Here is a 20,817-nt window from a genome sequence, read left to right as displayed (position 1 = left end):
GTTGCGCAACTCTGTCAAGAGCTCGGTCAGCTCACCAGGAACTGGACCTCCGCGAGGTTGGTGAAGCCGCCGTGCGAATCGGCGATCCGGATCATCGGGTACGACGCCCGCGCCGCCAGCGGGAACGCGTACCACTGGTTGCCGTCGGTGATGCCGTTGATCGTGGTGAGCGTGGTCCAGGTGGCACCGCCGTCGCTCGAGCCCTGGACGAGGTCGCCGTTGGCTCGTGCAGGGAAGTTGCTGCGCGGATGGACCCGGACCGTGTCGAACGTGAGGTTCGTGCCGGCCGGGGGAGTGACGCTGACCCATCCGTTCCCGGAGGTGGTGTCGGTGAAGGTGTTGAGGTCCCCGTCGAACATCCGCCAGCCGTTGGCCTCGGGGGTGCCGACGCCGGGGAAGGCCGGACTGGAGGCGACTACCCAGCCTTGCTGGACTTCCACGGTTCGGACGCGGGTGTTCCAGAGTTCGAGCGCTGTGCCGTCCGTCGTATCGACGATCGTCGCCCCGGTCTGGCCGCTCGCGGTCGTGTAGTCGACGGTGAAGCGCAGCGGGCGACCGTAGCCGACGTCGTCGGGCAGCGTGACCGTCGCGGTCCAGCGCTCGCCGTCCTGGCTCGTGACCTGAGCTTCGCGCCCTTCGATCGAGGCGTCGACCTGGCTCAGCGGTTCGGTGGCCGTCATCGTCAGCGTGACGGTGTCGCCGTTCTGCGCGCGCTTCGGGTCGCTGCCGTTGGAGGCGATCGACACCGAGTTGATCGCCGTACTCATCTCCAGCCGCTGTCCGTAGATGCGGAACTCGCTGAAGCTCGACAGCCCCGGGTACGCCGGATCCGTGGGGACGCCGGGATGGTCGACCTGGATCTTGAGGAACCGGAAGCTGTGGTCAAGGACGTCGTCGCGGACCGGGATCCGCTCAAGTGTGAAGCCTTGATCGGAGGTGTCCGTGGTCTCGCGCGACGTGAGCAGGGTCCACGCCCGGCCGTCGTTCGAGCCGTACACATTCGCGCCCTGGGTGCGATTGGCGAAGTTGTACCGCGCCTGGAGCCCGAAGGCGTCGGCCGTGACCCGGAAGCCGGCGCCGACGTCGATGACCGCCGGCGCGGTCAGATCGCCGGAGAAGGTGTTGAAGTCTCCGTCGAGCATGTTGCCCAGGGCAACCTGAGACAGTGACGCCGAGGTCGCGCGACCCCAGTAGTCGAACGAGCCGTCGTCGGGCATCGTCGGTGTCAGCTTCTCGAGCCGGGCGACCGCGGCCTGCAACGCGACGAGATCCGCGGCGAAGGTCGCCGGGTCCGAGGTTGCGAGGTCTGCTTCAGCGGCCGCCTTCGCCGTGTCGACGGCGGAGCGGGTGGCTCGGACGTACGTCGTACCGGCGTCGTAGCCCGCGAGCGCCGCGGTCACGGCGTCCTGACGGGTCGCGCTGACGGTCAACCGCACACGGAGTACGGCGTCTGTGGCCGCGTCGGATGCGACGACGAAGGTGTTGTGATCACCGACCTGGCTTGCGGTGGGCTGCCAAGTCAGCGCGCCCGATGCCTGGTCGAGCGATGCGTCTGCGGGAAAGTTGGCTCCGGGAGCGTAGGAGAGTTGGTCGGAGTCGGCGGCCGAGAGCGTTGTGGACAACGGTTCGCCGGCGATCGCGAGCAGCCTCACGTCCGAGCCCTGCGCGAACTGTGGAGGCGTGAGCTGGGTCTTCGCCTGCAGGTTGATCGCGTCGACGTCGACCGTGACGTCGGGCGATCCGACGACCGTGTAGTAGGCGAGGGACTCGCCGCCGGCACTGCCGCGGAGCTTGCTCGTATCCATGTCGTACGTGACGTACCGCCAGGCGCCGTGCGTGTTCGGAAGCGTCAGCGTGTAGTACGGCGCGAGCCCTTGTTCCTTCCTGATCTGCAGCGTCGCCGTGCCGTTCGTGCGGATCAGCACGCCGACCGGGCTGTAGCCGTTCCGGTTGTCGTACAGCAACGTCCGTACGGCGAGCGTCGTACCAGCGGGGCGAGCCTGCATGCGGACGAACCCGGCGCCTACCGACGTACCGGCAGTGAGGGGAGTGGTTCTCGTCTCCGCCTGCACGAGGGCGTCGCGTTGGACCGGAGGTGCCGATCCGGCGACGGAGGCGGGAAACGACAGCCAGGAATCCGGGTTGAAGTCCGGGTTGCTGTTCCAGAAGTTGTACGACGACGTTCCCCAGTAGAACTGCGCGCCGGCGTCCTGGGTCGTGGCCAACTTGGTGATGCTCGGGGCGATCCCGGCGATGGCGGGGCCGAGCTTCTGTTTGTAGATGGTGTAGAGCTCGTTGGTCGGGTCGAAGATCCGGCCGCGGTACGCCTGGGACAGCACGCCGCCGCGCTGGGTGGTGTCGATCCACGGGATCGTCTTGCCCATCATGAACGCGAAGAACTGTTCGGAGCCGCGCAGCAGTCGGTCGCCGCCGAAGGCATAGACCGAGACCGCGTCCCGCCGCGTCGACACGGTGCCGCGGACCGGGTCCAGCTTGGTTCCCTGGATGTCGATGACGCGGGCGAGCTGGGTCAGCATCGTGACGTCGTCCCAGGCGTGGGCCTGGTCGCGTCCCATCTCCTGCAACTGGACGAACGTCTGGTGGTACGGGTTCCGCGGGTCGTTCTTCGCGATCACCGGCATGACCTTGCTGAGCGCGCCGTTGGTGTCGTCGTCAGGGTTGCTGGAGTTCACCGAGAACCACTCGACCGCCTCGCGGTAGCGCGGGAGGTTGTCGGTGAAGATGTAGCCCGCGATCGCACCGATGAGCGAGTAGCTGTGCTGATTCATGAAGTTGCGGTTGCGGTACAGGAACGTCTGCGTGAGCGGCACGATCAGGTTGCTGGTGAGCTCCGCGGTGTCCCTGTCGTTCCAGCCGAGGTCGTAGCCGTCGTCGGCCGGTGCGGTGACGGTCGAGTAGCGCACGATCTCGGCGGCCGCGAGCATCCGCATCAGCGGTGCGCCGCTGTGGATGTGCGCGTCGGGGTAGTAGACGTAGCCGCCGGGATCCATGTGTGCCCAGATCCGGATCAGCTTGAGGCTGTTCTCGCGGTAGACCGGGTCCCCGGTGATGAAGTACAGGATCGACTGGGTGTAGGCCCGGAACGCGTCGTCGATGAACCGCGCCTGGATGCCCTGGGAGTTGAAGGCGCTGCTCGACGGCCGGTCGACGACGGTGCCTTGGTTCTTGGAGCTGAAGGTCCGGGAGGCGTACGTCGTCGCGCTCATCGCGGCGTAGTACGACGCCCACGGCTCGACGCCCGCGCGGACCTGCTTGCGAGCGAGTTCCAGGGACGACGCGCTCACGGCCAGTCCTGGATGGACGAAGCCGGCGCTCGACGTGACCGGGGTCAGCTGTGGCAACGGGTCCGCGGTGGTCGAGGCCGGCGTAGCGGCGACCGGTGCGACTCCGACGACTGCGAGGAGCGCAGCCAGAGCAGTGGCCAGTGCGGACAGTTTCAGAACAGCCATCGGGACACTCCAGCGTTGTGACGGCTCGGAAGGGAGCGGTCGGAGCCTCGCATCGCACCGCGGCGGCCGCCAGCGTGTGGTCGCCTCCGAAATTTTTGATCCCCTGATAGTTAACGTTTTCTATGCCAGCCTGACGGCATGCCTCTCGTACCCGAAAAGCTGCCTGCGCTCGTCGTCATGTCCGCCGAGCACTGGCCGCGGCTGTTCCCGGCAGACGTCCGCCGGCGTCTGGAGCAGTTCGCCCTCGTCGATCCGGCCGATCCCGTCGACCGGTTCGACGACCCGCGAGTCGTGGATCGCCTGGCCGAGGTGGAAGTTCTGATCACCGGGTGGGGATGCCCGGTCGTCGACCGCCAGCTCCTGGAGGCGGCCCCGAAGTTGCGCGCCGTGCTGCACGCCGCCGGGAGCGTGAAGGGTCACCTGAGCCGCGAAGTCTGGGAGCGCGGCATCGCGGTGTCGTCAGCGGCAGCGGCGAACGGCGTACCGGTCGCGGAGTTCACGCTCGGCACGATCCTGCTGGCCGGCAAAGGCGCCTTCGACCTGCGGGAGCGCTATCGCCGCGAGCGGACCTTCGAGCTCGGCTACATCCACCCGGACGTCGGGAACAACGGTCGTACGGTCGGACTGATCGGCGCTTCGCGGATCGGCCGGCAGGTGCTGGATCTGCTGCGGCCGTTCGGGTTCCGGGTCCAGGTGTACGACCCGTACGCCGGGACTCTCGACGTACCGACGGTCGATCTCGGGACGCTGCTGAGGACGAGCGACATCGTCAGTGTGCACGCCCCGTTGACCGCGGAGACCCATCATTTGCTGGGGCGATCGGAGCTTGCCCTACTGCGGGACGGCGCGACGCTGATCAACACGGCGCGCGGGCAACTGATCGACACCGGCGCGTTGACCGCGGAGCTGGTCTCCGGGCGGATCACGGCGGTGCTCGACGTCACCGAGCCTGAACCACTGCCGTCCGGATCGCCGCTGTTCCGGCTGCCGAACGCGTTCATCACGCCGCATATCGCCGGCTCGCACGGCAACGAACTCGCACGTCTCGGTCTGTGCGTCGCGGACGAACTGGGGCGCCTCGTCGCCGGCGAGCCGCTGCATTTCGGGATCGGTGTCGCCGACCTCGATCGCGCCGCCTGATCGCAAAAGGCAACGATTGCCACGCCTTGACACGTCTGAAACCCAGCGCTACCTTCTCGGCAGATGGAAAGCGCTTTCTAGATCTGGTGCTGAAGGAGCTCCCATGAGTACTCGAACCCCCGTGCGCTCCAGCCTGTGGCTGGGACTGCTGGCGGTCCCCGCTGTCGCGTTCTTCCTGGTGTTCAGCTACGCGCCGATGGCCGGCCTGGTGGTGGCGTTCAAGGAGTTCGACATCAGCAAGGGCCTCTTCGGCAGCCCGTGGAACGGCCTGGACAACTTCCGCTACTTCTTCGCCTCCGGTGACGCGCAGCGGATCCTGGTCAACACCATCGTGCTGAACGTGCTGTTCCTCGCCGCGACGCTCGCCGCCGGCGTGACGCTGGCGATCATGCTGAACGAGATCCGCGGCCGCTTCTTCAAGCGAGCGGCCCAGTCGACGATCTTCTTCCCGTACTTCGTCTCGCCGGTCGTCATCGCGATCATGCTGCAGGTCCTGCTGTCCGGGCCGTCAGGATCCGGAGGCGTCGTCAACGACGCGCTCGCCGGCTTCGGGCTGCCGACGGTCAGCTGGTACACGGAACCGGGACCGTGGCCGTGGATCCTCACCTTCGTCAAGATCTGGCAGCTGGGCGGCTACATGAGCGTCATCTTCCTGGCCGCGATCACCTCGATTCCTGAGGACGTCTACGAGGCGGGCCAGATCGACGGCGCGAGCCGGGCACAGATGGCGCTCCGGATCACCCTGCCGCTGCTGAAGCCGACGGCCGCGGTCCTGCTGGTGCTCGGTGTCGGCCGCATCTTCTACGGAGACTTCGGGACGATCTACGCGATCGTCGGCGACAACGGCACGCTCTTCCCGACGACCGACGTGATCGACACCTACGTGTTCCGGTCCCTGCGCCAGATCGGTGACTTCGGCACCACCGCGGCGATCGGCCTGTTCCAGTCGGTGGTCGGCTTCGTTCTGGTGTCGACCGCGGTGCTGATCCAGCGCCGGTACTCGAAGGAGACGAGTCTGCTGTGACCACCATGACCTCGAGCCTGGCCAAGGCCGCCGGCCGGACAGCAGCCAAGCGCCGCTCTGGTGGCTGGGAACCGTTCACCGTCGTCAGCGTCATCGGCGTCGCGCTGTTCATGCTGGTCTGCCTGATTCCTTTCTGGGTGATCCTGTCCGGCTCGTTCACCGACGAGCAGACCCTGGCAGGCAAGGGATACAGCCTCATCCCGCAACCGTTCTCAACGGCGGCGTACAAACTGATCTTCACCGGGCCGACCCTCGTCAGCGCGTACGTCGCCAGCATCTTCATCACTGTTGTCGGCACGGTGTTGGCGCTGAGCATCACGTCCGGGCTGAGCTGGGTGATCGCGCGGCGACTGCCCTACGTCAGCCGGCCGTTGGCGATCTTCGCCTACATCCCGATGCTGTTCGCCGGCGGCCTCGTCCCGCTGTATCTGCTGGTCACCCAGTACCTCAAGCTGCAGAACAGCTACCTCGCGGTGATCCTGCCGTTGCTGGTGGCACCTTTCCTGGTCTTCATCCAGGTCTCGGCGTTCCGCCAGTTGCCGGAGGAGATCCTCGACTCGGCCCGGGTCGACGGTGCGGGGGAGATGCAGATCTTCTTCCGGATCGGACTGCCGCTGTCCAAGCCGATCCTGGCCGTCGTCGGTCTGTTCTACGCGGTCCACTACTGGAACGAGTGGTTCACCGCACTGCTGTTCATCTCGGACATCCACAAGTACCCGCTACCGCTGCTGTTGCAGAACCTGATCTCGAACGTCACGTTCTCGCAGATGCTGCCGACAGCCGCGGAACAGTCGACGCCGGTCTACCAGCTCCGGCTCGCCCTCACGGTCGTCACCATCGGCCCGATCCTGCTCGCGTACCCGTTCGCGCAGCGCTACTTCGTCAAAGGCATCACCTTGGGAGCCACCAAAGGCTGACGGTCTCCCCCCACAACTTCTGGAGGCACTGTGCCCGCCACATCTCCCGCCGGCCTCAGCAGGCGCGGCTTCTTGGCCGCCGGCGGCGGCCTGTCACTCGCAGCCATGCTCGGACTGAGCGGCTGCGGAGACTCGTCGTCACCGAGCTCCGGGAAGGCCGCAGACACCCTCGCCCTGCTGCTGCCCGGCGACGCACCGACCGGCTGGGAGGCGATCCTTGCCAAGGTCAACGAGAAGCTCAAGAAGGACCTGGGCTTCGCCATCGCTCCCCAGTTCGTCGCCTGGTCGAACTACCAGCAGCAGTCGCTGCTCAAGTTCACGGCCGGCGAGAACTTCGACACCGCGCTGCAAGCTCGCTGGCTGAACATGATCCAGCTCGTCGCCAGCAAGTCGCTGGTTCCCGTCGACGATCTGATCAGCAAGTACCCGAACCTGAGCAAGACCCTGGACCCGCAGCTGCTCGAGCAGAACAAGTGGTCCGGCAAGCTGTACGGGATCCCGCAGGTGAACTCGGCCGCACGGTTCCATCACTTCACCGTCCGCCAGGACCTGGCCGACAAGCTCGGTGCCGGCGAGCTCTCGACGTTCGACCAGTTGGAGAAGTTCTGGTACGACGTCAAGCAGAAGGAGAAGCTCACGCCGATCGGTATCTCGTCCAACATGCCGGATCTCCTGGTGGCCTTCGCACCGGTCGGCTGGCTGAACCAGCACGACTGGGAGAACCCGCACGTCAGCGTGCAGACCTTCAGCGGCGGTTCGCTCCCGTTCTACCTGGCGCAGGACGGGAAGAGCACCGGATCCGCGAAGCCGATCCCGTTCTGGGAGGCCCCGGGCGTCGTCGACGCGCTGCGCAAGGTCCGCAAGTACTACCTGGACGGCATCATCAACAAGGACGCGCTGAACGTGGACTCGAGCACGATCAAGTCCCAGTTCGAGTCCGGCCGCATCGCAACCCGGTGGGCGATGACGGACGGGCTGTCGTCGCAGTCGCTCACGCCGCTGCGCAAGGCCGTTCCGACCGCGCAGATCGCCAACGTCGTACCGCTGCGGGGCGGTAAGGACGCCAAGCCGAACCAGACGTTCCAGGCCGACAACTTCGTCGTACTCAACGTCAAGGGCCGGAGCAACGAGCGGGCGATGCAGCTGGAGGACTGGGTCTCGATCAAGGAGAACCACGACCTCCTCAGCTACGGGGTCGAGGGCACGGACTGGAAGCCGGTGGGCACGGACAAGTTCCAGCAGTTGTCGCAGTACAGCTTCCCCGGGTTCGCGTTGTGCTGGCGGCAAAAGCTCGAGCTCAAGATCAAGGACATCACGCCGACCGAGGAGGCGTGGTTCGACTGGGCGCAGAAGTACGACAACTTCACCCTGGACCCGTACGCGTCGTTCGTGCCGGACGTGACGCCGGTGAAACGTCAGGACAGCCAGGTCAACGCGGCGATGACGCAGTACGGCAATCCGTTGTGGATCGGGGCGGTCGACGTCGACAAGGGTCTCGACAACCTCAAGAAGGCGGTGGACAAGGCCGGCCTCGCCGAGCTGCAGGCGGAGATGGAGAAGCAGGCGAACACGTATCTCAAGGGCCAGTGAGGCCCTCCTCGATGTCCGCCCCACGGAGGAAGCTCGCGGTGGTCGCGCGCGAGGCCGGTGTGTCGATCTCGACCGTCTCGAAGGTCTTGCGCGCCTACCCGGATGTCGCCCCGGCCACCAGGACACGGGTACGTGAGGTACTGCGTCGCGCCGGGTATCCCTTGGATTCCGATGCCGCAGGCAACCGTCGCGAGGAGTCCGAGCTGGTCGACGTGGTGGTCGCCAGTCAGAGCAGCGGCTGGGCCGGTGACGTACTGGCCGGCCTTGCTGACGCCGCCCGTAAGCCGGGGCTGGCTCTCGTCGTCACGACAGTGAACGGGGGAGAGCCAGTACCCCGGCTCTGGCTGGAACGGCTCTTTGCTCGCGGCACACGCGGCGTGATCGGCCTCGACGTGGAGTTCACCGACACCCAGGTGGCGTACCTTGCCGCCTACAACATCCCGTCCGTCTTGCTCCCCGCTGACTCCAGCACACCGGTCTCAGAAGTGCTGACCACCATCCTCGACGGTACGCCGCCGTACCCCCACTCCATGGCCGCCGGCTGACTCAGTCACAAGAGCCGGTTACCCGCGCGTTGGGGCTTGAAATGTGGTGGTCAGGCGTGTCGGCTGACCGAGTTGCGGACGACGACGTGGGTTGTGAAGAGGCGGTGGTCTCCGGTCCAGCCGGGCTGCTGGTGCTGGGAGTCCAGCGCGATCTTCGCCGCCGCGCGGCCGAGTTCCTCGTAGGGGACGTGGACCGACGTGAGTCGGGGACGGAGGTCCTGGGCCAGCTCGACGTCGTCGTAGCCGACCACTGAGAGGTCCTCGGGGACTCTCAGGTCGAACTCGGCGGCCGCGGCGTACACGCCCGCGGCCACGACGTCGGTGGCCGCGAAGACCGCGGTGAAGTCCTGCCCGGCGGCCAGTCGGTTCTTCGTCAGTTGGTAGCCGGAGGCTCGGGTGAAGACACCATGCTCGACCAGCTCGGCCCCATCCGGTACGCCGTAGTCGTGCAGGGCCCGTCGATGTCCAGCCAACCGCTGCATACTGGTGCTCTGACGCTCGGGGCCGGCGAGGAAGAGGATCCGGCGATGGCCCTGGGACAGCAGATGGCTGGTCATCGCGTAGGCGCCTTGCTCGTTGTCGTACTCGATCACGGCGGTGGGTACGTCGTCGCCCAGCGGAGGTCGTCCACACAACACCAGCAGGGAGCCGGCGGAGTGAAGTGAGCGGGCCAGCTCGGTCATCTTCACGCGGTAGTCGGCCGCTTCGGTGGTGACACCACCGATCAGGATCACGGCGCCGGCGCGCTGCTCGCGCATCAGTTGCACCAGGGCGAGCTCCCGCTCCGAGTCGCCCTGGGTGGTGCCGATCAGGCTGAGCCATCCACGGCGCGACGCCTCCTGCTCGACGCCGTGCGCCGCGTCCGCGAACGACTGGCCGCGGACGTCGGCGAGGATGAAGGCGATCGTCTTCGTCTGCACTCCGGCCAAGGCCCTGGCATGAGTGTTCGCGGAGTAGTTGAGCTCGCGGATCGATCGCAGGACGCGCTGGTTCGCCGATCGGGAGACCGGGTAGTTGCCGGCCAGGACGCGGGAGACCGTCGCGGGCGACACCCCGGCGTGCGCGGCGACGTCGGCCAGCGTCGGTGAGCTCGAGGACTTGCGCCGCCCGGACCCCGGCGTACTGCTGTTGGCCATGGTTCTCCTAGCGCTCCTTGGGCGGAGCGGTCGACTTCCTGATCACCACGTGCGTCCCGAGCATCAGGTGCTGATCCTGCGCGTAGTCGTCCCGATGGAGTGCGAGCCGTACGGCGGAACGCCCGAGTTCCTCGTGCGGGATGTGGACCGTGGTCAGCGGGGGATTGAGATCGGCGCTCAGCGGAATGTCGTCGTACCCGGCGACCGAGATGTCCTCAGGCACCCGGAGCCCGGCGTCGTGGATCGCGGCGAGGACTCCGCTCGCGACGATGTCCGTGATGCCGACGACGGCGGTCATGCCGGTGTCGCGGCTCAGCAAAGCCTTGGTCTCCCGGTAGCCGGACTCGCGATCGAAGGTGCCGCCGGCAACGAGGCCTGGATCGACCGTCAGGCCGTGCGCCGCGTGAGCGCGGGTGAAGCCGTCGAAGCGTGCGCTGGTCGTGGTGTGCTCCGGCTCGGCGGCGCCGACGAACGCGATCCGGCGATGGCCGAGCGAGAGCAGGTAGTTCGTCACCGCGAACGCGCCGCCCTCGTTGTCGTACTCGACGACCGTCGCGGGTGCGTCCGGTCCGATCGGCGGGCGGCCGCAGAGCACCAGACGCGAGCCGACTCGCTCGAGGGACCGGGCGATCTGTGCCATCCGCTCGAGGTGTTCCGGCGTACGCAGGCCGCCGCCGACGAGCACCACCGCCTCGGCCTGCTGCTCACGCATCAGCTCGATGAGTTCGAGCTCGCGATCGGCGTCGCCGTGATGGGTGCAGACCAGACACACGCGGCCCTCGGCGGTGGCCTGCTGCTCGACGCCTTGCCCGATGTAGGCGAACAGCGGACCGACGAGGTCGCGGATGATGAACGCGACGGTCCGCGTCGTGCCGCCGACCAGGGCGCGGGCCTGCGCGTTGATCACGTAGTCGAGGTCCTGCACGGCCCGGAGTACTCGCTTCCGGGTCGAGGCGCTGACCGGGTAGTTCCCGGCGAGCACCCGCGAAACCGTCGTGGCGCTCACGCCCGCGGCCGCGGCGACATCCTTCACCGTCGGACGGCTCCCGAGGCTCACTCGCGCCACGCGCCAACCTCTCTGTCCGGTCGAAAATTTCTGTCCGGGTCTTGCCCTGACTCGGTGTAGAAAACGTTAACTATGCTGCCATCCATGGCGGCGAATGTCGAAGCCCGCGGGGTTCCGATCTGGCTGAGTGACACCGGTACGGGTGATCCGCTGCTGCTCGTCCATGGCTGGGGTGGTGACAGCCGCGCGTGGAGCGGCCTGAGGTTCGAGGGCCATCGCGTCATCACGGTCGACCTGCGCGGTCACGGGCGTTCGCCGGTACTCCGGCACGGGTATCGGCCGGCGGACTACGCGGCAGATCTCGCGATGCTCGTCGACCGGATGAACCTCGGGCCGGTCGTCGCGGTCGGGCACTCGATGGGCGGACAGATCGTCGCGGAGCTCGCACTGCAACGTCCTGACCTGGTCGCGGCGGTCGTGGCCATCGATCCGGCGTACGGCGCGGACGAGGCCGAGGCAGCCACCTTCGAACAGCGTCTGACCGCCCTGCGGAACGACGGACCTGAAGCGGCAGTCCGCCAACTCGGACTGTCTGCCGGCGCGATCCGCGACCAGTTGCTCGCGACACCGGGGCACGTGCTCGCCGAAAGCTACGCGGGTATGTACACGGACCCCGACGCGTTCGGCGCGCGTCCGGCCGCAGTCACGCGACTCGCCGGCTTGACCCAACCGCTGCTGTGCATTCGCCCGACGCCCGAGATGGCCGCGTGGGACATCGGCCTGTCGCTGCCCTACGGCTCACGGGTCGTCCTGTGGAACGGCTGCGGCCACTTCCTGCACCACGAGCGCCCGGCGCAGTTCGTCAACCTGATCGAGAGTTGGCTGACCTCACTGGCTCCGACCCATTGCTCGCATCAGAAAGGTGGAGGGTCGGGGGTGTCTGGCTCCTCTGAGATGGGGCCGCGGGCTGGCGGGACTGTTGTATAGCGGTGGCCGGTGGGTGCGGTGAGGGTGACGGAGCCGTCGGGGTGGGCGGTGCTGGTCCATCCCCACGCCGGCGTGTCCTTCACGACGTGGTGGTACTCGCAGTAGGGCACGAGCCCGGTGAGGGTCGTTCGGCCGGTTTGTGCGAAGGGTGTTGTGTGGTCCCGGTCGCAGTCGCGGGAGGTGCGGTTGCAGCCGGGCCAGGCGCAGACGGGGTGGCGGGCAAGCAGGGTTTCGGTGACGGCGATGCCGGGGTCGTGGCGGGTGGTGGAGGCCTCGAGGACGGCGCCGTTGGTGGGGTCGGTGAGCAGGCGTCGCCAGGTGCCGTCGGTGGCGATGCGGCGGGCCATGTCGGCGGGGATGGGTCCGTAGCCGGTGAGTTCGCAGGGGTTGTCGTCCAGCCCGAGCAGGGTGGTGATGGGGACGAAGATCTCGATGTGGGGTCGTCGGCGGTGGTGGTCGGGTAGGCGTCTGCCGAGCCAGTCGAGGCCGTTGTGCAGCATGTGTTCGAAGACGTCGACGATGGCATCGGCACGCCGCTGATCGGCGGTGCGATCGTCTCGTATCGGTTGCCCGCCTGCAGCATCACGAACCGCACCAGTCGTTGCCTCTGGCGAGCGATCGGCCGCACAGTTGCCGGCGGCATCGGTTGCTGCTGCACCGGCGTCACTGGCGGTCGGCACGGAAGACGTGCCTCGTTTGGCGAGGTCGGCCATGGCTTGGACGACGATCCACATCTGCTGGATCTTGTCGGCGGTGTGGACGACCCAGAGACCGGCCATGCCGTCGGCCAGCGGCACGATTTTGCAGGTGCGGTCTCGAACCGCCTCACGGTGCCGGTTGGCCTCGTCCGCGGCGCAGTGTTTGGCGACCTGTCGGCGGAGAGACTTGCACAGGTTGGCGTGGGTCTGGGAAGCGGCACGGCGCAGGACATGGGATTCGACGGCTTGGGCCGCGTCGTCGGGCAGGTGCCGGGTGGCCCCGGAGATCGAGAGGGCCTTGGACCAGGTCAGGGCACCGCAGCGCAGTGCGGTGTGAGTGGCTGCGAGTGGTCCGGTCAGATGCAGGGCGGTGTCGATGTGGCGAGCGGCGGTGTCCTTGGACAGGTGCAAAGCGGCACCGATCTCGGCGGCCCAGGAGCGCTCGGGATCGATGGGGCGGCCCGAGGAGTCGATCTGGGTCGGTCGGGGAATCTCTGTTGCCTGAGCCTTGCGTTGGCGGACGAACGACGCCATCGCGTCGGCCTTGATCGACTCCGCCCACGACACCATCCGGGACGCGGCCTTCATCAGTTCGATCAGCGCTGTGGGCGATTCGCACTGTGGTCGCACCGGCTCCAGCGCGGCGGCCAGCTCGGCGCCGGGTGGCAGGAACACCCACGCCGGCGCCTTCAGGCGCAGCATCTCGCGTTCGGCCTCGTCCTGATCTACCCCGGCCCACAACTCCCAGTCCAGGCGGTCGACCCGCGACATCGGCGGCAGGTCGTCGTACAGATCCTCCTCGCCCAGGAACCGAGGAGGATGAGGGTCCTCGGGGTCATACAGATCATCGGGCGGACCTACCGCGTCCAACCAAGCCGCCGGCGCCGCATCGAGCGAAGGCGTTTCCTCTTTCTCCAACCAAGCCGTGATCCAGCGTGGCGTGGCGGCGAACCCGGCGAGATCAGCGTCGCCAGGGTGCAGAGGTTCAACGATCACCGCCATGCCTCATATTAGAACAAATGTTCCCTTAAGTGCAAATCTGAAATCGGGATGTGTGTGATGGCCGGTGCGTCGAAGGTCGACCGCCACGTCACCAGCATCACCGAGCCGAGTTGGAGTTGGCGGCGCCAAAACTGCTTGCGTGGTGGCGCGGTCCGCAGGACGCTCATCAGAGTGACCACACGGGCGCTGCACTTCAAGAAAGCCTTCTTTGACCTGCAAGCCTTCTGGGTCGAGCGTGTCGTCGAACTTGCGGACGTTGATCGACTCACTGCATGGCATGACTGGACCAGCACGGCAGCGCTGGTGAACGCCGATGGATGGCATGCGATAGATGAAGCGGTGCACAACGGTGATCCGGCCGCGGTAGCACACCGATCATGGCTTACCCTCCGAGCGACTTTGGGTGCTGCGCAGCACGGGTGCTTCTGGTACGAGGTCGAAGACGAGGGCCGCGAGATCCGGACCAGCCCCGTACCGACCCGTTCGTCCGCGCTTGCGAGCAAGCCACGCATGTCGGCGACCTCATCGCAGCCTTTCCGCTGAAGAAGCTGACCGTAATCGGGGCCCTCGACGATGTCCTCGCCTGGGTCAACCGCCAGTGACCCAAGCGTCGATCCTCCAGATGGAGCATCAACTCCGAGACCCAGCCCTTCCTTGAGGTCCGTCTGAGGGGGTGGCGAAAGTTTCAGTCCGGGCAGGACGCCCGCGAACCGTTGACCGGTTGTGCCTGCCGCTCATTAGCTTGGCCGCTCGACCAGCGGTTTTCGAGAAGGAGCGCAGATGCCGGAGCCCGATGTCACCTCGTTGTCGACCATGAGCCGCCGTACGTTACTGGTCGCCTCCGGCGGTTCGGTGCTAGCGGCTCAGCTCGGATCCGCCGCCACGTCGACCGCGGCACCGACCGGTTCTGGGGTGCCGGCAGCGTTCAGGCATCCGGGGTTGCTGCACGATGCGGATGACTTGGAGCGGATGCGGCGGTGTGTCGCGGATCGTGTGAGTCCGGCGTACGACGGGTTCTTGGCGATGGCCGCGAACAACAGGTCGTCGTACGACTATGTCGTTCGGAACGTCGGGCAGATCACCTCTTGGGGGCGTGGGCCGGCGAACTTCATGAGTGAGGCGGTGAACGATTCGGGCGCTGCTTACCAGAACGCGTTGATGTGGTCGGCCACTGGTGATGTGCGGTACGCCGACAAGGCGCGCGACATCCTTGACGCCTGGTCGAACAGTCTGACGGCGATCACCGGTGCGGACGGCCAGCTCGGTGTCGGCCTGCAGGTCTTCAAGTTCGCGAACGCCGCCGAGATCCTGCGGCACAGCGGGTACGACGGATGGTCGCCCGCTGCCGTGAGTCGGTGTGCGGAGTCGTTCCGCAAGGTCTGGTACCCGGCCGTGTCCGGCAATGCGCTGTTTGCCAACGGCAACTGGGATCTCGCCGCTCTGCAGGCGATCCTGGCGATCGCCGTGTTCTGCGACGACCGGGTGATGCTCGAGAACGCAGTACGGTACGCCGTGGCCGGCGCGGGCAACGGCCGGATCGAACACATCGTCGTGTCGGCGACCGGCCAGGGACAAGAGAGCGGCCGGTCGCAGTCCTACGCACAGTTGGCGCTCGGCCTGCTCGCCAACTGTGCCGCGGTCGCCTGGAACCAGGGCATCGACCTGTTCGGTCATCAGGACAACAGGATCCTCCACGGCTTCGAGTACACCGCTCGCTACAACCTGGGCGACGATTCCGTGCCGTTCGCCGCTGACCTCGACCGGACCGGGAAGTACATCAAGACGGCGATCTCGACGGTCAATCGTGGTGCTTTCCAGCCGATCTACGAACTTGCCTACGCCCACTACGTCGGTCGGCGCGGATTGTCCGCGCCGAACGTCGAACGCGTGGTGTTCCGTGGCACCGGCGGCACGCGCTTCGTCGAGGGGAACAGCGACGACCACCCCGCGTGGGGCACCTTCACCCAGGCCCGTCCGGTCGTCTCCAGATCTGCTCCTGAGGCCGCGCCCGGCGCTCCGAGCGGACTGACGGCGCAGAGTTCCAACGCCGGCGTCATGCTGACCTGGGCGGAGTCGGTCGAACCGCGCAGCGGCGTGGCCGCGAGCAGCTACACGATCAGCAGGGCGACCGGCCGTTCGGGTGACTACGCGGTCGTGGCCGAAGGCATCCGGTCGACGACCTGGAGCGATGCCTCCGCCCGCGGACGGGCGACGTACTCCTACAAGGTTCGGGCAGAGAACCAAGCCGGCTCGAGCAGTGAGTCGCTGCCCGTGACGACCGCCCGCCTGGGTCCTTGGGTGAGCGAGGAAATCGGCCAGGTGGTGGTCCCGGGCGGTACCGGCTTCGACGGGGAGACGTTCACCGTCGAGGCCGGCGGTGCGGACATCGGTGGGGAGCAGGACAGTTTCCGGCTCGTCTACCTGCCGTTGCGTGGTGACGGGGTGCTCACGGCGCGGGTGGTGCACCCGGTGAGTTCGCAGTACGCGACCATCGGCGTGATGCTGCGGCAGAGTCTGTCGGCGTCCTCGGCGCATGCCTCGATGCTGATCAAGGGGCTGCCGCTCCACACCTGGAGCGGTGTGTGGACGGTCCGGCCCGTCGGCGGGGGCTCCACGGTCGCGACCGGCAGCACCGTCGTACCGCCGACCCAACAGCAGTGCATCACCGTCAACGCGGGCTTTCCGATCTCCGATCTCGGAACCCTCCCGACGTCCGCGACCCCGTTGCCGCCGCCGTACGTCGAAGCGGCGAGCGACGGCTACCGGCTGCGGCGCCCGTACTGGGTCAGGCTCGTCCGCAGGGGAGACGTCCTGACCGGGCTCATCTCGCCGAACGGCAGCACCTGGACCGAGGTCGGCACGTCCCGGATCAACCTCGGCCGCGACGTCTACGCGGGCCTTGCGGTCTGCGCGGGGATCGGCGTCGACCAGCCGTACGCCGAGTCGACCACAGCAACCTTCGACAACGTGACCGTTCAGGACTGGTCGGGCGAGATCCCGTCCGCACCGCTGGGTGAACTGCGGGCCGGCAGCGCCGGCAGTGCGATCGAGCTGGCGTGGTCCGACCCGGACGTGTCGGCGACGTACACCGTCAAACGCCGGCACGCCGGTGGACCGTACCGGGCGATCGCCTCGGGCGTGGCGCCGATCGGGTTCGGCGTGGAGACCCGCTACCGGGACGTCACGGCGGTGCCGGGCGAGAGCTACGACTACGTGGTGGCGAAGACGAATGCCGCCGGGACCGGGCCCGACTCGTCGAACCTGACGATGACAATGCCGACGCCGGCCGTGCCGTCGATCACGAGCGCCGGATCCGCGTTCGCGAACACCGGAACTGAGTTCCGCTTCCGGGTTGCCGCCAGCAACGATCCGATCAGCTTCGCGGTGACCAGCCTGCCGGACGGTCTGTCCCTGGACCGGAAGACCGGTGTCATCAGCGGCAGGCCGCTCAGGGCCGGCACGGCCAAGCTGGGCGTCTCCGCGCGCAATGCCGCCGGTGCCGGCTCCGCGGAGGTCACGCTCACCGTTGGAGCACCCCCGCCGGCGCCGTGGCAGTACGCCGATATCGGTGACTACGTGCTGGACGAGCGGCAACTCGGGAGCTTCAGCGCCGTCGCGATCAGGACACCGGGGATCACCAGCTACAGCGACACGTTGGGCCGGTTCACAGTTCGGGGCGCCGGCTCGGACCTGAACGTGATCGGACAGGGCATGACGGTCCAGTTCGCCTATCTGCCGGTGACGGGTGACGCGACGTTCACGGCGCGCGTCGTGAGTCGGGGCGATGCCGGTCGGGTGGGCGTGCTGATGACCAAGTCGCTGTCACCGTTCGACCAACTGTCGGGGGTGGTGCTCGACGGCGGCAAGCCGCAGTTCGTTCAGCGGCTGCGCGTGGCGACCGGCCTCGTGACCACGACCGGTACCGGTGCGCCCGGCTGGTTGCGCATCCGGCGTACCGGAAACACCTTCTCCGCGGAGGTTTCCACCGACGGCGAGAGCTGGGTCGCGGTCGGCGTACCGGGTCAGATCGAGACGTTCGGTTCCGCGCCCTTCTACGTGGGGCTGGCCGTTGTCTCGGGCGACCCCTTCTCCCTGAACACCGCCGTCTTCGACCACGTAGCACTGACCTGAAACGGACAGTGGCCCGGCCCTCGAGGGGGCCGGGCCACTGTGCGGACTACTTGGCGTAGGCCAGAGTGCCGAAACCGGTCTGGTCGAAGCCGCCGCTCGTCGAGCCGTAGTCGCCGCCTCCGCCCTCGGGGCGGACCTGAGCGGCCATGGCCGAGATGTACGGCACCGAGAGGTTCTTACGCCTGGTGTAGTGGAAGTGCAGGATCTCCCACACCGGCCGGATCTGGCCGCGGCTCGCGCTGGAGATGACCGTGTGTTCCTGATAGGCACAGTTCTGGCCGGTGCCCCAGGTGTACTTCGTGAACGGAACGTCCTGGCCGAGGTTGTACTTCGCGACGTACTGCGCTGCCTTCAGGAAGCGGTTGTTGTCGTAGCCGTACAGGTCGTCGCCCTGGTTCCAGGCCATCTCACAGAACGCTCCCATCTGGCCCATCCCCATCATGGTGTGGCCCTGATCGCGTCCCGACTCCTGCCACTGCGCGAGACCCTGGTCGTCGTACACGAACGGCACGGCGTGCTTGATCGAGCCGTTGCCGGCGCCGTTCTTGAAGTAGTTGACCGCCTGGTCGTACTTCGCCGCGTCGTCGCAGAGGATGCCGATGGCAAGGATCGAGTTCATCGTGCACAGATCCCAGTTGGCCCAGTAGTTCGTGATGCAGGCATCGTTGTGGTTGGTCAGGAACGAGTTGTTCATCGGGTAGAAGACGTTGAGCATCATCGTCTTGAACCGCGCCAGGTCGAAGCCCGAGTAGCCGCGCATCAGCTCGGCGACGGCCGCGAACTGGTACCCGTAGATGCCGGCCGCCAGGAACCGGTCTGCGTTGCCACTGATCGAGGTCAGGGTGGCCGACCAGGCGTTGAGGATGTTGCGCGCGCAGTCGCCGTGCGCGGTCGAGCCCTGGACCCACCAGCGGAGGGCGTTCTGGTAGGCGGCGTGGATGTCGTTGTAGAGGAGGGTGTAGTTCTCGCCGGTGCCGCCGCGGATGATCGTTGCCTGCGGCCTCGGTGTCCAAGTGGACTGCGCATGCGAGTTGGCGGTCAGGCGGTTCCAGCCGGACAGCCACGGGTCGTCGCCCGCCGCAACCCGGACCTTGGCCCGGTTGAGGTCGCCCCAGTTGTGCAGCCCTCCGGGGTGGGTAAAAGTGGTCGGTGCGGCGTCCGCGCGCCGATCGAGTGCGGTGACGCCGGCCATGGCCGCTACTCCCGCGGCGGCCACACCTCCGGCGGCTTTCAGAAGAGTACGTCGATCGATCTCCCTCTCGTGCATGTCCTTCTCCTTCGGGGCGGTGGTGGGTGTACGCAAGTGTTCAGCGCACGGTCAGGATGAGGCTCTTGGTGGTGGTCCCGGCGACGTTGGTGACGCTCAGGTTCGCGTTGTACGTGCCCGGGCTGGTCGGGGCGCCGGTGATGACGCCGGTGGTCTTGTCGACGGTGAGTCCGGCCGGCAGGTTCTGGACGTCGAAGCCGGTGGGGAAGCCGGTCGCACTGATCGTGAGGACCACCGGTACGCCCGCGGTGAGGTTGCCGGTGTCGGCAGTCGTGATCGTCGGAGGCGTTGTCGTCGGGGCCGTGGCCGCGTCCAGCCAGCGCAGGTTGGTCACGTGCTCGTTGACGTGCATGTCGACCATGTCGGCGACCGTGAACCACCCGGGCTTGCGCATGGTCGAGGCCATCACGGTGCCGTTCACCACGAGGTTCTGGAACGTCACGTCCTTGATGCCGCGCGTCTCGTCGTACCCGAGCATCATCGCGGTCTCGGCGTTCTTGCCCGTGTAGGTCAGGTTCTTGACGTAGACGCCCTCGATGCCGCGGCCGGCCGAGGTGTTGTAGGACTTGTTGTAGGCCACGCGCAGATGGATGAACTGCCCCCAGCGGAAGTCCTCGACCCGCACGTTCTCGATCCGCACGTTCCGGACGAGATTGCTGTCGCCGGGATTGAGCGCGATGGCTCCCTGGTACCACTTCTGCGGTTCGCGATGGTCGAGGATGTCGACGTTGCTGATCGTGATGTTCTCCAGCACCTCGGGATCGGCGGTGTTGCCGTGGGTCCCGATGTTGATCGGGTGCGCGACATCCGCCCAGAGGCTCGAGTTGGAGACGGTGATATTCCGGGTATCGCCGTAGTAGTCCCAGCGGTGCGTGTAGAGCGCGATGCAGTCGTCGGAACAGCGCAGGAAGCAGTTGTCGATCAACACGTCGGCACTGGAGAAGATGTCGATCCCGTCGCCCCACTGGCCCGCGCTGAAGTAGCCGAAGTCGGTGATCGTGACCTGTTCGGACATCCCCGCGGTGATCGCGTAGCCAGTCGTCAGATCGAGCATCGAGATGCCGTCGACGCGGACGTTCTTCGAGCCGACGATGGTGCAGCCGCCGCCGTTGGTGCCGTAGATGAGACCGCGTCCCGTCAGGCCGGCGTTCGTGACGTTCTTGAAGATCACCGAAGCCTTCAGTACGGCGCCACCGGCCAGATAGACCGTCTTCCCGCTCGGAACCTCCAGCTGTCCGGTCGCGGTCGTGTGCACGCCGGGGCCGTAGTAGATGACGTCCGGGTCGTCGGGGGAGGGGGCGTCGGTCTCGATCGGGCGGGCGAGCAGGTGCAGGCAGTCGAAGATCTCGCCGTTCACCTCGACCACGATCTTGCTCGGTTCGGTGAGGGTGAAGAGCAACGTGCTCTCGTCGTCGATGGTCGGCTCGATCCCCAGCGACAGCGGGCGGATCCGGGCGGTGTCGATGGTGCCCTTCGTGTACCTGACCCAGACCTCGACCGAATGGGCGAAGTCGAAGTACGCCATCGACGACTTCAGTACCTGGCCGGCGCCGGTCGTTGCGTTGATCTGCTTGAGGTTCACCGAGTACGTCGGCACCGTGGTCCAGGGACCGGCCGCCGTACGGACCTTGACCTCGAAGGTGGACGCCTGCGCGATCCCGGCAGGAATCGGGTAGCTGACCAGCGGTGGAACGGGCGCGGGGGTGGCTGTCGCGATCCCGGCCGCGGACGTGACGTAGCCGGCGGCAACGGTTGCGCCGGCTGCTTGGAGCAGGCGGCGTCGCGTGAGGTCTGCGGTCATCTTCAGGCTCCTTGGCATCTCCGGCGGAAGGCTCTGAAACCTTGTCCAGAGAACCTGGGCCGATCAATAGCAACCGCTTGCCACGAAAATTTCGCTCTTCCGT

14 protein-coding genes are annotated in these 20,817 nt (G+C 66.9%); 8 read left to right on the top strand and 6 right to left on the bottom strand.

Annotated elements, in window-relative coordinates; translation table 11 throughout:
• Window positions 1-26 precede the first annotated feature (26 nt).
• On the bottom strand, window positions 27-3,470 hold the full coding sequence (locus tag E0H45_RS20945; protein WP_131339708.1) for a putative Ig domain-containing protein: 3,444 nt from the start codon (window positions 3,468-3,470) through the stop codon (window positions 27-29).
• Window positions 3,471-3,608: 138 nt separating this feature from the next.
• On the opposite strand from E0H45_RS20945, the gene E0H45_RS20940 reads away from it, so the two are divergent.
• The 5 genes from E0H45_RS20940 to E0H45_RS20920 all read left to right on the top strand — a co-directional run bounded on the left by E0H45_RS20940 (window position 3,609) and on the right by E0H45_RS20920 (window position 8,686).
• Window positions 3,609-4,610, top strand: coding sequence for a hydroxyacid dehydrogenase (locus E0H45_RS20940; protein ID WP_202872419.1), 1,002 nt, complete (start codon window positions 3,609-3,611; stop codon window positions 4,608-4,610).
• Window positions 4,611-4,713: 103 nt separating this feature from the next.
• Complete coding sequence (locus E0H45_RS20935) at window positions 4,714-5,634, top strand: ABC transporter permease (RefSeq protein WP_131339706.1); 921 nt, start codon at window positions 4,714-4,716, stop codon at window positions 5,632-5,634.
• Complete coding sequence (locus E0H45_RS20930; protein ID WP_131339703.1) at window positions 5,631-6,551, top strand: carbohydrate ABC transporter permease; 921 nt, start codon at window positions 5,631-5,633, stop codon at window positions 6,549-6,551. Before E0H45_RS20935 ends, E0H45_RS20930 begins: the two co-directional genes overlap by 4 nt.
• A 30-nt stretch (window positions 6,552-6,581) precedes the next feature.
• On the top strand, window positions 6,582-8,141 hold the full coding sequence (locus E0H45_RS20925; protein WP_131339701.1) for a DUF3502 domain-containing protein: 1,560 nt from the start codon (window positions 6,582-6,584) through the stop codon (window positions 8,139-8,141).
• Between the two features lie 11 nt (window positions 8,142-8,152).
• Window positions 8,153-8,686 carry a LacI family DNA-binding transcriptional regulator gene (locus tag E0H45_RS20920; RefSeq protein WP_131339699.1) on the top strand — a complete coding sequence of 178 codons (534 nt, stop codon included), beginning with the start codon at window positions 8,153-8,155 and terminating at the stop codon, window positions 8,684-8,686.
• Between the two features lie 50 nt (window positions 8,687-8,736).
• Here the strand turns inward: E0H45_RS20920 and E0H45_RS20915 are convergent, their stop codons facing one another.
• Together E0H45_RS20915 and E0H45_RS20910 are read right to left on the bottom strand one after the other, a co-directional pair.
• The gene (locus tag E0H45_RS20915) at window positions 8,737-9,822 is read right to left on the bottom strand and encodes a LacI family DNA-binding transcriptional regulator (protein WP_131339697.1); all 1,086 of its coding nucleotides are present in this window, start codon (window positions 9,820-9,822) and stop codon (window positions 8,737-8,739) included.
• A 7-nt stretch (window positions 9,823-9,829) separates the two neighbouring features.
• On the bottom strand, window positions 9,830-10,888 hold the full coding sequence (locus E0H45_RS20910; RefSeq protein ID WP_131339695.1) for a LacI family DNA-binding transcriptional regulator: 1,059 nt from the start codon (window positions 10,886-10,888) through the stop codon (window positions 9,830-9,832).
• An 84-nt stretch (window positions 10,889-10,972) separates the two neighbouring features.
• Between E0H45_RS20910 and E0H45_RS20905 the strand changes: the two genes are divergently transcribed.
• The gene (locus E0H45_RS20905) at window positions 10,973-11,815 is read left to right on the top strand and encodes an alpha/beta fold hydrolase (protein ID WP_165546528.1); all 843 of its coding nucleotides are present in this window, start codon (window positions 10,973-10,975) and stop codon (window positions 11,813-11,815) included.
• On the opposite strand, the gene E0H45_RS20900 is transcribed toward E0H45_RS20905, so the two are convergent.
• Entirely contained in the window at window positions 11,743-13,515 is a 1,773-nt protein-coding gene (locus E0H45_RS20900) for an HNH endonuclease signature motif containing protein (RefSeq protein ID WP_131339691.1), read from the bottom strand. The two genes, E0H45_RS20905 and E0H45_RS20900, sit on opposite strands and share 73 nt — an antisense overlap.
• A gap of 171 nt (window positions 13,516-13,686) precedes the next feature.
• On the opposite strand from E0H45_RS20900, the gene E0H45_RS20895 reads away from it, so the two are divergent.
• Window positions 13,687-14,058, top strand: coding sequence for a hypothetical protein (locus tag E0H45_RS20895; RefSeq protein ID WP_131339689.1), 372 nt, complete (start codon window positions 13,687-13,689; stop codon window positions 14,056-14,058).
• A 237-nt stretch (window positions 14,059-14,295) separates the two neighbouring features.
• The gene (locus E0H45_RS20890; protein ID WP_202872418.1) at window positions 14,296-17,646 is read left to right on the top strand and encodes an alginate lyase family protein; all 3,351 of its coding nucleotides are present in this window, start codon (window positions 14,296-14,298) and stop codon (window positions 17,644-17,646) included.
• A gap of 46 nt (window positions 17,647-17,692) precedes the next feature.
• On the opposite strand, the gene E0H45_RS20885 is transcribed toward E0H45_RS20890, so the two are convergent.
• Complete coding sequence (locus E0H45_RS20885; RefSeq protein ID WP_131339687.1) at window positions 17,693-18,913, bottom strand: alginate lyase family protein; 1,221 nt, start codon at window positions 18,911-18,913, stop codon at window positions 17,693-17,695.
• A gap of 40 nt (window positions 18,914-18,953) precedes the next feature.
• Window positions 18,954-20,714 carry a glycosyl hydrolase family 28 protein gene (locus tag E0H45_RS20880; protein WP_131339685.1) on the bottom strand — a complete coding sequence of 587 codons (1,761 nt, stop codon included), beginning with the start codon at window positions 20,712-20,714 and terminating at the stop codon, window positions 18,954-18,956.
• Between the last annotated feature and the right edge of the window lie 103 nt (window positions 20,715-20,817).

It is taken from the genome of Kribbella soli (assembly GCF_004331345.1).
GTDB classification, from domain to species: domain Bacteria; phylum Actinomycetota; class Actinomycetes; order Propionibacteriales; family Kribbellaceae; genus Kribbella; species Kribbella soli.
Note: the sequence above shows the minus strand (reverse complement) of the source record. Positions and strands in the feature narration are given on the sequence as shown.

Excerpts from the sequence above, each read along its gene's own strand:
- E0H45_RS20885 (WP_131339687.1), bottom strand. The coding sequence starts at position 18,913 with ATGCACGAGAGGGAGATCGATCGACGTACTCTTCTGAAAGCCGCCGGA.
- E0H45_RS20940 (WP_202872419.1), top strand. The coding sequence starts at position 3,609 with ATGCCTCTCGTACCCGAAAAGCTGCCTGCGCTCGTCGTCATGTCCGCC.
- E0H45_RS20945 (WP_131339708.1), bottom strand. The coding sequence starts at position 3,470 with ATGGCTGTTCTGAAACTGTCCGCACTGGCCACTGCTCTGGCTGCGCTC.
- E0H45_RS20880 (WP_131339685.1), bottom strand. The coding sequence starts at position 20,714 with ATGACCGCAGACCTCACGCGACGCCGCCTGCTCCAAGCAGCCGGCGCA.
- E0H45_RS20935 (WP_131339706.1), top strand. The coding sequence starts at position 4,714 with ATGAGTACTCGAACCCCCGTGCGCTCCAGCCTGTGGCTGGGACTGCTG.
- E0H45_RS20905 (WP_165546528.1), top strand. The coding sequence starts at position 10,973 with ATGGCGGCGAATGTCGAAGCCCGCGGGGTTCCGATCTGGCTGAGTGAC.
- E0H45_RS20915 (WP_131339697.1), bottom strand. The coding sequence starts at position 9,822 with ATGGCCAACAGCAGTACGCCGGGGTCCGGGCGGCGCAAGTCCTCGAGC.
- E0H45_RS20900 (WP_131339691.1), bottom strand. The coding sequence starts at position 13,515 with ATGGCGGTGATCGTTGAACCTCTGCACCCTGGCGACGCTGATCTCGCC.
- E0H45_RS20920 (WP_131339699.1), top strand. The coding sequence starts at position 8,153 with ATGTCCGCCCCACGGAGGAAGCTCGCGGTGGTCGCGCGCGAGGCCGGT.
- E0H45_RS20890 (WP_202872418.1), top strand. The coding sequence starts at position 14,296 with ATGCCGGAGCCCGATGTCACCTCGTTGTCGACCATGAGCCGCCGTACG.